At 36.7% G+C, this 13,282-nt stretch carries 16 protein-coding genes; 1 reads left to right on the top strand and 15 read right to left on the bottom strand.

Going from position 1 to position 13,282, the window contains the following annotated elements; genetic code table 11:
• Positions 1–212: 212 nt before the first annotated feature.
• The 10 genes from rplI to ACE199_RS17410 form a co-directional block, all read right to left on the bottom strand.
• Entirely contained in the window at positions 213–662 is a 450-nt protein-coding gene (rplI, locus tag ACE199_RS17365) for a 50S ribosomal protein L9 (protein WP_127762372.1), read from the bottom strand.
• Positions 659–2,629, bottom strand: a complete 1,971-nt coding sequence (locus ACE199_RS17370; protein WP_375350948.1) for a DHH family phosphoesterase — start codon at positions 2,627–2,629, stop codon at positions 659–661. Before ACE199_RS17370 ends, rplI begins: the two co-directional genes overlap by 4 nt.
• A 35-nt stretch (positions 2,630–2,664) precedes the next feature.
• A complete protein-coding gene (locus ACE199_RS17375; RefSeq protein ID WP_252292406.1) occupies positions 2,665–3,606 on the bottom strand; it encodes a YybS family protein in 942 nt (313 codons plus the stop codon).
• Between the two features lie 227 nt (positions 3,607–3,833).
• Positions 3,834–3,926 (bottom strand): YjcZ family sporulation protein, encoded by a 93-nt coding sequence (locus ACE199_RS17380; protein ID WP_375350949.1) that lies wholly within the window; start codon positions 3,924–3,926, stop codon positions 3,834–3,836.
• Between the two features lie 166 nt (positions 3,927–4,092).
• Complete coding sequence (rpsR, locus tag ACE199_RS17385) at positions 4,093–4,335, bottom strand: 30S ribosomal protein S18 (protein WP_252292408.1); 243 nt, start codon at positions 4,333–4,335, stop codon at positions 4,093–4,095.
• A 39-nt stretch (positions 4,336–4,374) separates the two neighbouring features.
• Positions 4,375–4,899 carry a single-stranded DNA-binding protein gene (ssb, locus tag ACE199_RS17390; protein WP_252292410.1) on the bottom strand — a complete coding sequence of 175 codons (525 nt, stop codon included), beginning with the start codon at positions 4,897–4,899 and terminating at the stop codon, positions 4,375–4,377.
• Positions 4,900–4,970: 71 nt separating this feature from the next.
• Positions 4,971–5,258: a 30S ribosomal protein S6 gene (rpsF, locus tag ACE199_RS17395; RefSeq protein WP_119118357.1), complete on the bottom strand. Its 288-nt coding sequence runs from the start codon at positions 5,256–5,258 to the stop codon at positions 4,971–4,973.
• Between the two features lie 224 nt (positions 5,259–5,482).
• Positions 5,483–6,583 carry a redox-regulated ATPase YchF gene (ychF, locus tag ACE199_RS17400; protein WP_375350950.1) on the bottom strand — a complete coding sequence of 367 codons (1,101 nt, stop codon included), beginning with the start codon at positions 6,581–6,583 and terminating at the stop codon, positions 5,483–5,485.
• A gap of 116 nt (positions 6,584–6,699) precedes the next feature.
• Complete coding sequence (locus ACE199_RS17405) at positions 6,700–6,897, bottom strand: DUF951 domain-containing protein (RefSeq protein ID WP_119118368.1); 198 nt, start codon at positions 6,895–6,897, stop codon at positions 6,700–6,702.
• A 2-nt stretch (positions 6,898–6,899) separates the two neighbouring features.
• A complete protein-coding gene (locus ACE199_RS17410) occupies positions 6,900–7,754 on the bottom strand; it encodes a mechanosensitive ion channel family protein (protein ID WP_375350951.1) in 855 nt (284 codons plus the stop codon).
• A gap of 278 nt (positions 7,755–8,032) precedes the next feature.
• Here ACE199_RS17410 and yyaC point away from each other — a divergent pair, with 278 nt between their 5' ends.
• Positions 8,033–8,662, top strand: a complete 630-nt coding sequence (gene yyaC / locus ACE199_RS17415; protein ID WP_127762379.1) for a spore protease YyaC — start codon at positions 8,033–8,035, stop codon at positions 8,660–8,662.
• A gap of 211 nt (positions 8,663–8,873) precedes the next feature.
• On the opposite strand, the gene ACE199_RS17420 is transcribed toward yyaC, so the two are convergent.
• From ACE199_RS17420 to rsmG, 5 genes are all read right to left on the bottom strand, one after another.
• The gene (locus ACE199_RS17420) at positions 8,874–9,578 is read right to left on the bottom strand and encodes a DUF554 domain-containing protein (RefSeq protein WP_375350952.1); all 705 of its coding nucleotides are present in this window, start codon (positions 9,576–9,578) and stop codon (positions 8,874–8,876) included.
• A gap of 20 nt (positions 9,579–9,598) precedes the next feature.
• Entirely contained in the window at positions 9,599–10,462 is an 864-nt protein-coding gene (locus ACE199_RS17425; protein ID WP_252288058.1) for a ParB/RepB/Spo0J family partition protein, read from the bottom strand.
• On the bottom strand, positions 10,455–11,216 hold the full coding sequence (locus ACE199_RS17430) for a ParA family protein (RefSeq protein ID WP_252292421.1): 762 nt from the start codon (positions 11,214–11,216) through the stop codon (positions 10,455–10,457). The genes ACE199_RS17425 and ACE199_RS17430 overlap by 8 nt, the downstream gene beginning before the upstream one ends.
• A 225-nt stretch (positions 11,217–11,441) precedes the next feature.
• Positions 11,442–12,302 carry a nucleoid occlusion protein gene (gene noc / locus ACE199_RS17435; protein ID WP_127762383.1) on the bottom strand — a complete coding sequence of 287 codons (861 nt, stop codon included), beginning with the start codon at positions 12,300–12,302 and terminating at the stop codon, positions 11,442–11,444.
• Positions 12,303–12,449: 147 nt separating this feature from the next.
• Positions 12,450–13,166: a 16S rRNA (guanine(527)-N(7))-methyltransferase RsmG gene (rsmG, locus tag ACE199_RS17440; RefSeq protein WP_375350953.1), complete on the bottom strand. Its 717-nt coding sequence runs from the start codon at positions 13,164–13,166 to the stop codon at positions 12,450–12,452.
• Between the last annotated feature and the right edge of the window lie 116 nt (positions 13,167–13,282).

Below are 13,282 nucleotides of genomic sequence, written 5' to 3' on the forward strand. Positions count from 1 at the left end.
TAGACACCAAAACATATCGAAAATTTTATACTCTCTTACCTTATTAACAATAAGCGTAAAGCACGATAACAATTTTATCTACTATTCATAGAAAAAGAAAAAAGTGAAAGGACGTATTGCCCAATCACATTTTTTTCGTCTATCTCTATTTTATCAATTTTCTGCAGATAAGATAGGAGTAAAATTTTCTACTACTTAAAATTACACTAGATTTACTTAATTTCTTTTACATGAACAGTTAGTGTAGCTGTTACTTCATGATGAAGTTTTACTGGGAATTTCGTATGTCCTAAAGAACGAATGCCATCTGCTAAATCCATTTTACGTTTGTCGATTTTAATACCATGTTTCTTTTGAAGTTCATCAGCAATTTGTTTCGTTGTAATCGATCCAAATAATCGACCGCCTTCTCCTGCCTTTGCAGAAAGCTCAACTGTTAATTTCTCTAACGTTTCTTTTAACTCTTTTGCTTGTTGTAACTCTTCTGCAGCTAGCACTTGCTCTTTATTTTGTTGTGCCTCTAATGTTTTGATATTTGCATTATTCGCTTCTACTGCTAATCCTTGCTTTAATAAGAAGTTATGTGCATAGCCGTCCGCTACGTTTTTCACTTCTCCTTTTTTCCCTTTACCCTTTACATCTTTTAGAAATATAACTTTCATTCTTTTTGTCCTCCTTCTAAGTATTCATCAATGGCTTCAAGCAATCTTTTTTCTACTTCTTCAACAGAGCCAATTTGCTGAGCTGCTGCATTCGTAAGATGGCCGCCTCCGTTCAACATTTCCATAATCACTTGAACATTAATATCACCAAGTGAGCGGGCGCTGATTCCAACGGTGTCTTCAGAACGCTTTGCTATCACAAATGATGCTAATACTCCATCCATTGAGAGAAGTGTATCGGCTGCTTGCGCAATTAATACTTGATTATGAATGGCATTGTCTTTAGAGGTGGCAATCGCAATCCCTTGCTTATAAAAGGAAACCTCCTTAATCAACTTTGCTCGTTCAATATACGTATCAACATCTTCCTTTAAAAACTTTTGCACAAGAACAGTATCCGCTCCACGTGCCCGCAAATAAGACGCAGCATCAAACGTACGTGAGCCTGTGCGAAGTGTAAAGCTTTTCGTATCCACAATAATTCCAGCAAGCAGCGCTGTCGACTCCAGCATATCAATTTTACTTCGTTTTGGTTGATATTCAAGTAATTCGGTCACAAGCTCGGCTGTAGAAGATGCATAAGGCTCCATATAAACAAGTAAAGAATGATTAATGAACTCTTCGCCACGACGATGATGATCAATCACAACTACTTTATCGATGCGGTTTAACACGCGCTCATCCATCACCATCGATGGCTTATGTGTATCCACTACAACAAGCAATGTTTCATCCGTAACCATCTCTAATACTTCGTCTGGTGAAATAAAGCGTGTATATAATTCTGGCTTATTTTCAATTTCAGCCATTAAACGACGAACGCTATTATCGAGCTGTTGTCGATCAATGACAATATATCCATCGCGTTCATTCATTTGAGCTACTTTTAAAATCCCAATTGCTGATCCAATTGCATCCATATCCGGATTTTTATGGCCCATAACAATCACTTTATCACTTTCAAGTACCATATCCTTTAAAGCGTGAGAAATAACGCGAGCCCGCACTCTTGTACGCTTCTCCATCGGATTTGTTTTACCGCCAAAGAATTTTACTTTTCCATTTGACTGCTTAATTGCAACTTGGTCTCCACCACGGCTTAATGCCAAATCTAAGCTTGATTGAGCAAGGGCCCCTAGCTCAGGTAAAGATGAAACCCCAGAACCAACACCAATACTTAAAGTTAGCGGAACATTCTGCTTCGCTGTCGTTTCGCGAATCTCATCTAATATTGTAAACTTTCCTTTTTCTAACTGATGAAGAATATTTTCATTAAAGACCGTTATAAAACGCTCAGATGATGTTCGTTTCAAAAACACGCCATTTTCTTTTGCCCACTTATCAAGCAAAGAAGTAACTAAACTATTCAAGCTGCTTTTACGTTGGTCGTCCATGCCCTGTGTTAACTCATCATAGTTATCTAAATAAATCGTTGCAATAACCGTTCTTTCATCTTCATACGTTTTTTCTATTTCTACTTGCTCTGTCACATCGAAGAAATACAGTAATCGTTCATCTCGTTTATGAATGACTTTAAATTTACGCTCGTTTAATGTCACTATGTCCATCTCAATTTCTTGCTTTACAAGCGGTACAAGAGACTCTGCGACATCATACAGCGACCTTCCTGCGAGCGAATCCTCGGCAAAGCAAGACGCTAAAAATGGATTTGTCCATTCGATATAATAATCTTCATTAATTAACATAATCCCAATTGGCATTTCTAATAAGGCTTCCTCACCGACTTTCTTTAGTCGGTAAGATAAGGTTGTAATATACTCTTCTGTTCGACGTTGATGCAGAATCATTTTTTGTATCGTCAAATAAAATAAGCCTGATACGACAACTACTCCAATAGCTGCGATTATCCAATTATAATACGCAAACATACCTATACATAAAACAGCGACAATAAACAGCCCATACAATGGAGATCGTATCGAACGCTCCTTAAAAAAAGATGGCATAATTTCAGCTCCTAAAAGCATCTGGTTTACTAAGACTACTTCGACTTCGTAATTGCCTCACGAAATGGAAATCCTAAATCTATTATACCTAATATCCGGACGATAGTAAGGAAAATCGGATTTAGTAACGATACAACGGTAATTAAGATAGGTACAAATTTTCCCCAACCTTTCACGTAACTTATATAAAAAATAAGTGAAAAGCCTTGTAAAAGGATAAATAATTGCAAAATAAACATCAAATTTAATATCGCCATATTCACATAGCTATGATCATCCGTATTCATGAAAAAAGTAGCTACAAGTATAATTAAATAATACCATAAAATACTTTTGGGCAGACGAAGTTCACGAAAAAGCGGCCATTTCACCACTTTGTCACTAAATCGCTTGATAAACGGTTGAGAAGCTAGAATGAATATATACGCCATTACCATTGCAGAAATAACTAGCATACTCGGAATCATCATTGGAATCATCTCAATCGAATCACGCATTTGCTGCTTCATATCATCTGTTACATTTTGCCCAAGCATATCCATCATATCAAAGGATGTTTCCATCGATTCCTCAACCATCGTTAACGTTTCATCTACTACATTCATGTCTAATATGATATTCGTGGCAATAAGGATGAGTAAACTCCCGACTATAAAAGCAAGAACTGAACTAATAAACATCTGAATCGTTGATTTATTATGTTTTACATGATATCCGATAACAATTCCCATTACTCCCGTTAACAAAACGGTAGGCAAGGATAAAATAGTTCCAATAATGATCCCCAGTACAGAGGCCACAGCTAAAAATCCGATTGACCAAGAAATGCTTTCTTTAATCATTACTAATACAAAAGGGATGGGTAACAAGAAAAAAGTAATCATTCCTAGGAACGGGATATGTATCGTTATAAATAATAAAATACTGTACAGAGCTAAAAGCATACCGCCTTCAGCAATTTTCTTTCCTTTATTCAATCCTTCACATCCTCTCCATCAAACATATTTTCTTATGTACCGCTTTTATTGTAGCTGTTTCTACTATAGAATTTCAAACATCGCTTATATTCCCCTTTTTTAAACCATAACTTGATTCCATAATTTTATTGATAAGAGGGCTTAAGCGATAAAACATTCTAAAAAGAGAACCGCATAATTTGATTGTATTCAAATTGATGATTTGATTAGGAAGCACCATATCCTCCTCAAAAATTAGCTCCAACGATGATTAGAAGGATAAATAAAACAGCTACATATGCAAAACCTCCGCCAACTCCAAAGCTATTACCATTTGGCATAGTAAATCATCTCCTTGTTTTTAAGGAGGTATTTACTATAGGTTGTATCATGTTATGCTCTACCTAGATAAATATCACACCTGCATGTACACAATATGATTTAACAAATCTTAGCTTATAAAAAAAGGCACATTAGGAAAACTCCCAATGTGCCTTTTTATTTGAATTATTCACCAGATACATATGGTAATAATGCCATAGTACGTGAGCGTTTAATAGCAATCGTTAATTTACGTTGGTATTTAGCGCTTGTACCTGTTACACGACGTGGTAAAATTTTACCGCGTTCTGAAACGAATTTTTTAAGTAAATCTACATCTTTGTAGTCAATGTTAGTGATTCCGTTTGCTGTGAAATAACAAACTTTACGACGTTTAGCACGTCCACCTCTACGTCCTCCACCTGCCATGTTAAATTCCCTCCTCAAATTTTAGTATCTTCAAATGTATTAGAATGGAAGATCATCATCGGAAATATCGATTGTTTTACCGTCATTTGCGAATGGATCATCATCTACACGAGTGAAGTTATCATTGTTGCGTTGATTCTGATTTGGATTTGGATTTCCTCCAAACGGATTATCATAGTTGTTATCGTTATAACTTCTCTGAGCTCCGTAAGAACCGCCTTCATTTCTTCCACCCGCTGAACTGCTTCGTGGTTCAAGGAATTGAACGCTATCAGCTACAATCTCCGTTACATATACGCGTTTGCCGTCTTGTCCTTCATAATTACGTGTTTGAATACGTCCATCCACGCCAGCTAAACTACCTTTTTTCAAATAGTTTGCTGCATTTTCTGCAGGTTTACGCCAAACTACACAGTTAATGAAGTCTGCATCACGCTCACCTTGCTGATTCGAAAACGTTCGATTAACAGCTAAAGTAAAGGTAGCTACAGGTACTCCATTTGGTGTATATCGCAAATCAGGATCTTTCGTTAAGCGACCTACTAAAACTACGCGATTCATCATCAGAATCAACCCCTACATTACCGAATATGCCTCACGTGAAACATATTGTGGAATTTATATTAAATGTTAAATTAAGCTTCAACTTTTGTTGCCATGTGGCGAATGATGTCTTCACTGATTTTTGCAAGACGATCAAATTCTTGAATCGCAGCTGCATTAGAATCAGTTTTAACAAGTACGTAGTAACCGTCACGGAAATCATTGATTTCGTAAGCAAGACGACGTTTACCCCATTCTTTAGCTTCTACTGTTTCCGCTCCATTGTCAGTAAGGATTGTGTTGAAACGTTCAACTAAAGCTTTTTTAGCTTCTTCCTCAATGTTTGGACGGATGATGTACATAATTTCGTATTTTCTCATCACTGTCACCTCCTTTTGGTCTAAGCGGCCCAATTGGGCAAGGAGCAATTTTTTATAATTACTCACAAGATAAGATTATAGCATGTTTTTTTAGGCTTTGCAACGAACAAAAGCGAAAGTGCTCAAACTAGACGAATCGATACTATGTTTTCACCTCTACACTCATATTAATACAAGAATCAAAAATGGATTCCCCAAAAAGGAAATCCATTTTCATCTAGTTATTAAACGTTAAAACGGAAATGGATGACATCGCCGTCTTGAACGACATAATCTTTACCTTCTAAGCGAACTTTTCCTGCTTCTTTTGCCGCATTGTGACTGCCCGCTGCTAACAAGTCCTCGTAAGCAACCGTTTCTGCACGGATAAATCCACGTTCAAAATCTGTATGAATAATACCAGCACATTGTGGAGCCTTCATGCCTTTACGGAATGTCCATGCACGAACTTCTTGTACACCGGCTGTGAAGTATGTTGCAAGACCAAGCAAATGGTAGGAAGCACGAATTAATTGATCTAAACCAGACTCTTCAATCCCTAGCTCAGATAAGAACATCGCTTTCTCTTCCCCATCAAGCTCTGAAATCTCTTCTTCAATTTTTGCACAAACTACAATTACTTCTGCATCTTCATTAGCTGCATATTCGCGGACTTGCTGTACATATTCGTTTTCAGACGGATCAGCAATTTCATCTTCACTTACATTTGCCACATATAGCATCGGCTTGATTGTTAATAAGTGCATTCCTTTAACCACTTTTGATTGCTCTTCTGTAAACTCGACCGTACGAGCTGGCTTTTCTGCCTCTAGCGCTTCTTTTAGAGCAACAAGAATTTCATGCTCAAACATAGCATCTTTATCTTTTTGCTTCGCCATTTTCGCTACTCGCTCAATTCGTTTATCAACAGATTCCAAGTCAGCAAGAATTAACTCAAGATTAATAACTTGAATATCATCAATTGGATCAACCTTACCTGATACGTGTGTAATATTTTCGTCCGCAAAACAACGAACAACCTGACAAATCGCATCCACTTGACGAATATGTGAAAGGAATTTATTTCCTAGCCCTTCCCCTTTACTTGCTCCTTTTACAATCCCAGCAATATCCGTGAATTCAAAAGCAGTTGGTACAACTTTCTTTGGTTGTACAAGTTCCGTTAGTTTTTGTAAACGATGATCAGGTACTTCTACAATACCGACATTTGGGTCGATTGTACAAAAAGGATAGTTAGCAGATTCTGCACCTGCTTGTGTAATTGCATTAAACAATGTCGATTTACCTACGTTCGGCAAACCAACGATACCAGCTGTTAAAGCCATTTATCTTCACTCCTCTAAATTACGAACTTAAACCTTTCCCAATTATAGATTTCACATTATAAAAAGACAACCCTATTCCTAGGGTAGACTACACTATCTCCATAAAAAAAGCATGATTATTCCTCATGCTTCAATAAAACTTTTTTCATTTTTTTAACAAACTCTCGTCTTGGCAGCATTACACTATGGCCGCATCCCTCACACTTTATACGAATGTCCATTCCTAAACGGATAATCTTCCACTTATTCACACCGCAAGGGTGCGGCTTTTTCATTTCTACAACATCATATAGTGCAAATTCTTTCTCTTCCATGCTCACACCGATCCTTCCTCGCCACTATTTAACGTCGATTTTATGCCAAACTCATCTAAAATAGGCCTTAATTCTTTCCTAATCAAACGACTTACTTCATCTTGCTTGGTTGGTTTCGTTTCCGTAGTAATTCTAAGAACAATTTCACCCGATTCAAGTATTTCACTTTCTTCAAGCTCCAGTACTTTCACAATTTCATCTGCTTTTCTTTCTAACTGACTTAATTTCTCATATATAAGCTTCTCAGCTAATTCAAGCCGATCATCATTCACGATAGTCATATCTACAATAGACACGCTATTTAAAATCGAGTAGTTCGTCACTTGAAGGATACTTCCATTCGGAATAAGATGTAACTCTCCTGTCTTACTTTTCAACTTTGTCGTTCGCAGTCCGATTTCAAGGACTTCACCTTCAAACGTATTAATTTTAATATAATCTCCTACGGAAAATTGATCTTCAAAAATAACAAAAAAACCGGAAATTACATCTTTGACCAAGCTTTGCGCCCCAAAACCAACAGCAAGTCCAACAATCCCCGCTCCGGCAAGCAATCCTTTTACAGCAAATCCACAGTACTCTAGAATCATAATGGCAGATATAAAATAAATTACGTATGTAATAATATTTTCTAGTAATTTTAATAACGTCGTTTCTCTTCGTTCATTTGTCCGAAGTGGACTTTTTGCTCGAACAAGAAAAATATTACGAAGTGTCTTTTTTGCCACTGTAATTATGACCTTTGATAACACCAATACAAGGATAATTTTAATAATCGTGTCTGTTAGGGCTATCCATGTCGCCTCGTTTGAAATTTTATCCATAAATTGATTATACATACGCACTGAATAATCCATACATTCCCACCTATCTCTTTCAATAAAACAATCTATATTATTTTATCATCAATAAACTCTTTTTCTACAAAAAGCTATACACAATAACATAGTAAAACGATATTTTTTTATAACCACGCAGGAATATATCAGGATTTTCTTTAATATATATTATAGGATATTCTTAATAAAGAACATATACTTCTACTTAACATCCCTCATTTTAACTACTTGTACGTATAATTTTCCATTTTTCACCGTATACTGATTACTAATCATTTTAGAAAGGAGTGGGGCCTATGACGATAAATTCTAGTATATTTAATCATGACAATAGACTGAGCCGCATTCTACACGAGGACTCAGATGCATCATACAAAATATCAAAAGAATTACTAAATCTTCTCCCTAAAGAAAAACTCCAACCCATTGTCTTTGTATGCATCGGTACAGATCGTTCAACAGGTGATTCTCTTGGCCCACTAGTTGGCACACTTTTAAAAGAAAAAAAGACGTCTACCTCTTCCTTCTATGTATACGGTACGTTAGCAGAACCCATTCATGCCATGAATTTAGAGGAAAAGTTAGCGGAAATTGAGAAGTTGCATACTAATCCATTTATTATTGGAATTGACGCTTGTCTCGGTAAAGTAAGAAGTGTTGGTATCGTCCAAATTGGAGAGGGGCCTGTTAAACCAGGGGCTGGAGTTAATAAGGAGCTACCATCTGTCGGTCATGCCCATATTACAGGAATCGTAAATGTTAGTGGGTTTATGGAGTTCATGGTTTTACAAAATACCCGCTTAAACCTTGTACTAAATATGGCTAAAACAATTGCAGATGGCATTCACTCCACCCATCTTCAATTTAACCTCAAACATAATTTTCAACCACTTCCTTGGTCCATCAATCAAGAAAAAACGTTATAAACGAAAAACGTGAGCAGTTTTACCCACTCACGTAACACATTCAATGATTCCAAAAAGGGAAGGTGTGGGAAGTCCCCGTCTTTCCTTTTTTTCATGGCTATCATTAATGAATATTGTTGATTGATACAATTTTGGCCCATTCGTATAAAACCACGGTTTCACACGACTGAGCCAAAAATGAGCGACATTATTTAACAGGACCTTTTTCATATTATAAAAATAAATAAACAAACGATACAAGTATACCAACGACTAAAATTCCAGGCAGCAGGTTAGCGGCTCTAATTTTGGTTAATCCCATAATATTTAGTCCAATAACGGCAATCATTAATCCGCCTGTAGCTGTCATTTCAGCAATAAACATGTCCATCAACCCCGATGGAATCCACTGATCAATTTGTGTTGCTAAAAGAGCAATAACCCCCTCATACAAAATAATAGGGATGGCTGAAAACAAAACGCCGATTCCTAATGTACTCGAAAGAATAATCGCTGTAAAGCCATCAATAATGGCCTTTGTAATTAACACTGTATGATCATTTCGAATTCCACTATCTAAGGCGCCTAAAATAGACATTGCTCCAATACAAAAGATGAGCGTTGCTGTCACAAACCCTTGTGAAATAGACGTTCCCTCTGTTTGTTTCATTTTACTTTCAATCCATTTTCCTAACGCATTTAAATGCTTCTCTATATCAATCCATTCTCCAATGACCGCTCCGATTACAAGACTTAAAATAACAATTAAATATTGTTCACTTTTAAAGGTCATTTGTAATCCCATAACAGCGACCGCTAAACCAATCCCACTCATCACAGTTTCTTTCACTTTTTCAGGGATATTTTGTAGTAACCTACCAACAATTGCTCCGATAGCAATACATGCTGCATTCACTAATGTTCCTAATAAGACCATAATCTCTCCGCCAGTTGTTATTATCCGTTCTCTTGATTAATTAATTCTAATATACGAGTTAAATCTTCTTGGGAGAAAAACTCAATTTCAATTTTTCCTTTTTTCTTACTTTGCTTAATTGTCACGGTTGTCCCTAATTTCTCACGAAGATTCGTTTCATACTCTTTAATAAAAATATCTTTTTTCGTTTGCTCTTTCTTCTTTGTTTCACGTGAAACGCCCTCATTTAATTGCTGAATGTATCGTTCTAATTGACGAACATTCATCTTTTCTTGCATCACCTTTGAAACAACTATATTTAATTTCTCCTTTTTCTTTAAAGAAAGCAAGGCTCGTCCATGCCCCATTGAAATCTTGCCTTCTGAAATATAATTTCGAATTTCTTCCGGCAATGTTAATAGTCGAACATGATTGGTAATATGGGGACGACTTTTCCCAAGACGCTTTGCTAGTTCATCTTGAGTGATATTTAATCGCTCTAGTAATAATTGATAAGCAAACGCTTCCTCAATTGGATTTAAATCTTCTCTTTGTAAATTTTCCAAAACAGCAAGCTCCATCATTTGCTGCTCGCTAAATTCCCTCACCACAACAGGTACAGTTTTTAAACCAGCCTCCGTTGCTGCACGGTATCGCCTTTCACCGACAACAATCTCATAGCCTTTAATACTTTTTCGGGCAATGATGGGCTGCAAAATACCATGTACAAGAATGGATTGCTTTAGTTCTTCAATTGCCTCTTCATCGAATATTTTTCTTGGCTGGTAAGGGTTCGGTCTTAATTCTTTTAACTTCACTTCTTTAATAATTTCATCTTTTTCGACTTCAACCTTTTCAACATTATTAAACAATGCATTAATCCCTTTGCCAAGTCCTCTAGCCATTTACTACCACTTCCTTTGCCAATTCTAGATAAACCTCCGCCCCTTTTGACTTTGGGTCATATATAATAATCGGTTCTCCGTGGCTTGGCGCCTCACTTAAACGAACATTCCGTGGAATAATTGTACGATAGACTTTATCTTGGAAATATTTCTTTACCTCATCAATAACTTGAATACCTAAATTTGTTCTAGCATCAAACATAGTGAGTAAAACACCTTCAATTCTCAAATCCTGATTTAAGTGCTTTTGCACAATTCGAACCGTGTTAAGCAGCTGACTTAAACCTTCTAAGGCGTAGTATTCACATTGTACAGGAATTAAGACAGCATCCGCAGCAGTAAGTGCATTTAACGTAAGCAAGCTTAATGATGGCGGACAATCAATCAAAATATAATCATATTGATGAGCAACCTCTTCTAAAGCCCGCTTTAAACGAATTTCCCTTGAAATGGTTGGCACAAGTTCAATTTCAGCTCCTGCTAACTGAATCGATGCTGGAATGACATCTAGATTTTCAATCTTCGTTTCTTTAATGACAGCACTTGCTTCCACATCATCCACTAATACATCGTAAATACATTGTTCCACATCCGATTTATCAATCCCTGCACCACTTGTTGAATTTCCTTGCGGATCAATATCTACAAGCAGCACTTTTTTTCCTATATAGGCTAAACAAGCACTAAGGTTAACGGTTGTTGTCGTTTTTCCAACACCGCCTTTTTGATTCGCAATGGCAAGAATCCTACCCACAAAGTCACCTACTTTCGACACAAATCTATCTCTCTATCTATTATCTATTTTATCATGAATAATTTACTAAAATCTTATAAATATTGGTTATTTGTTAGATTACCTTTTCACGTAGATTTGTTTTAATGCCCCTTTCCTCGCTATACTAAAAAACGGCATTATGCTACATTGCGTGGTTAATGAAAAAGAAGCTTGGCAATCCAAGATTACCAAGCCGCTCGCTATTTAAGGTCTTTTCTTCGGTATTTTAATCGTAAATTGATAATACTCATCGAAATCTTCTTCTTCTGTATCTACATTAATGCCATTATCTGTGACCATATTTAAAGATTGGCGAATCGTGTTGACCGCAATTCGCATATCTTTACTAAAAGCTTTACGCTTTGGCTTTGGTTTCGGTTTTTGATCAGAATTGGAGAGTAGTTTAACTACACATTCTTCTGTTTGCTTGACATTTAAACCCTTTTCGATAATTTCCTCTAAAAGCTTTACCTGCATCATCGGATTTTTCAAAGGGATTAACGAGCGGGCATGCCGTTCAGTAATTTGTTTTTGAAGAAGAGCATCTTGAACTTCTTGTGGAAGCTTAAGTAGTCGGAGCTTATTCGCAACTGTAGATTGCCCGATACCAAGTCTTTGAGCTAATGCTTCCTGGGTTAAACTATGTAATTCAATTAGCTTACCATAGGCAATAGCTTCTTCGATTGGTGTTAATTCTTCACGTTGTAAATTTTCAATTAAAGCAACGGAGGCTGTTTCAGCATCATTAAATTCTTTCACAATAACAGGGGCTTTTTCCCAGCCTAACTTCTTCATTGCACGGTAACGACGCTCACCAGCAATAATTTCAAACTTCCCTTGCTCATATTCTCTAACAACAATCGGTTGAATAATCCCATGTGTATGAATGGTTTGAGCTAGTTCAGCAATTTTCTCTTCATTAAAAACAGTCCTTGGTTGATAACGGTTAGGCACAATCTCAGAAATGGAAATTTCCCTGATGCCTTCTTGACTGCTAGGCGTCTCTATCTCTAGTTGTTCTTCCTTTTCACCAAATCCAAAGAACCGCGAAAAAGGATGCTTCATCTCCATACACCACCTTTTAAAACTCCCAATTAACATATTCTCTATTAACTTGACAAGTCCTGCATAAATTTGTCATTTCCCATTGACCTGTCTTAATAGCTAACAAAAATCGGGGCTTGTATTCGTTGAAATTTGCTAGTAATCCGCTTATTCAATCGGTTGTTTATTTGGTGTACCAGGCTTTCGAGGATATTTTTTTGGTGTATTTTTGACCTTTTTAACGATCACAATATTCCGATCACTATGTTCTTCTGGTAAAGAGAAGGAGTGAACTTCCTCGACTTTTCCACCAAGTGTAACAATCGCTTTCTTTCCAACCTCTATTTCTTCATTGGCACTTGCTGCTTTCATCGCAATGAAGGTTCCGTCCACTTTTGCAAGCGGTAAACAAAGTTCGCTTAAAACGGACATTCGAGCAACAGCACGCGCCATCACGATATCGTACGTTTCCCTTTGCTCTGCTTTTTGGGCAAATGTTTCTGCACGATCATGATAGAATTTCACACCTGTTAGCTTTAAAGAACTGGCCAAATGGTCTAAAAAAGAAATACGTTTATTCAGTGAATCGACAATTGATACCTGAATATTAGGGAAACAAATCTTAAGTGGAATGCTCGGAAACCCTGCTCCAGCTCCTACGTCACAAAGATGATAAGGCTTGTTAAAATCAAAGTAAAAAGAAGCACTAATTGAATCATAAAAATGCTTTAAGTAGACTTCCTCTTTATCTGTGATAGCCGTTAAATTCATCTTTTCGTTCCATTCCACGAGCAATTTGTAATATGTTTCAAATTGCTCAAGCTGTTGTGTCGAAAGGGTAATTCCCTTCACCTCTAATGCTTGCTGAAATTGTTCAATATTCATCTATTTATTCCATCCTTTATAGGAAAAGGGGCGGAACTCCGCACACTTTTTTGATTAACCTTGAGTTTGAGAACTACCTCATTAAGCTTAAGGCTTTTATTCGTGCGTGCTTCGTT

The organism is Peribacillus sp. Hz7 (assembly GCF_042136355.1).
Lineage (GTDB): Bacteria > Bacillota > Bacilli > Bacillales > DSM-1321 > Peribacillus > Peribacillus asahii_A.

Bases quoted from the DNA above. Each gene is read 5' to 3' on its own strand.
- rplI (WP_127762372.1), bottom strand. From the start codon at position 662: ATGAAAGTTATATTTCTAAAAGATGTAAAGGGTAAAGGGAAAAAAGGA.
- ACE199_RS17370 (WP_375350948.1), bottom strand. From the start codon at position 2,629: ATGCCATCTTTTTTTAAGGAGCGTTCGATACGATCTCCATTGTATGGG.
- ACE199_RS17380 (WP_375350949.1), bottom strand. From the start codon at position 3,926: ATGCCAAATGGTAATAGCTTTGGAGTTGGCGGAGGTTTTGCATATGTA.
- rpsR (WP_252292408.1), bottom strand. From the start codon at position 4,335: ATGGCAGGTGGAGGACGTAGAGGTGGACGTGCTAAACGTCGTAAAGTT.
- ssb (WP_252292410.1), bottom strand. From the start codon at position 4,899: ATGATGAATCGCGTAGTTTTAGTAGGTCGCTTAACGAAAGATCCTGAT.
- rpsF (WP_119118357.1), bottom strand. From the start codon at position 5,258: ATGAGAAAATACGAAATTATGTACATCATCCGTCCAAACATTGAGGAA.
- ychF (WP_375350950.1), bottom strand. From the start codon at position 6,583: ATGGCTTTAACAGCTGGTATCGTTGGTTTGCCGAACGTAGGTAAATCG.
- ACE199_RS17405 (WP_119118368.1), bottom strand. From the start codon at position 6,897: ATGGAAGAGAAAGAATTTGCACTATATGATGTTGTAGAAATGAAAAAG.
- ACE199_RS17410 (WP_375350951.1), bottom strand. From the start codon at position 7,754: ATGGATTATTCAGTGCGTATGTATAATCAATTTATGGATAAAATTTCA.
- yyaC (WP_127762379.1), top strand. From the start codon at position 8,033: ATGACGATAAATTCTAGTATATTTAATCATGACAATAGACTGAGCCGC.
- ACE199_RS17420 (WP_375350952.1), bottom strand. From the start codon at position 9,578: ATGGTCTTATTAGGAACATTAGTGAATGCAGCATGTATTGCTATCGGA.
- ACE199_RS17425 (WP_252288058.1), bottom strand. From the start codon at position 10,462: ATGGCTAGAGGACTTGGCAAAGGGATTAATGCATTGTTTAATAATGTT.
- noc (WP_127762383.1), bottom strand. From the start codon at position 12,302: ATGAAGCATCCTTTTTCGCGGTTCTTTGGATTTGGTGAAAAGGAAGAA.
- rsmG (WP_375350953.1), bottom strand. From the start codon at position 13,166: ATGAATATTGAACAATTTCAGCAAGCATTAGAGGTGAAGGGAATTACC.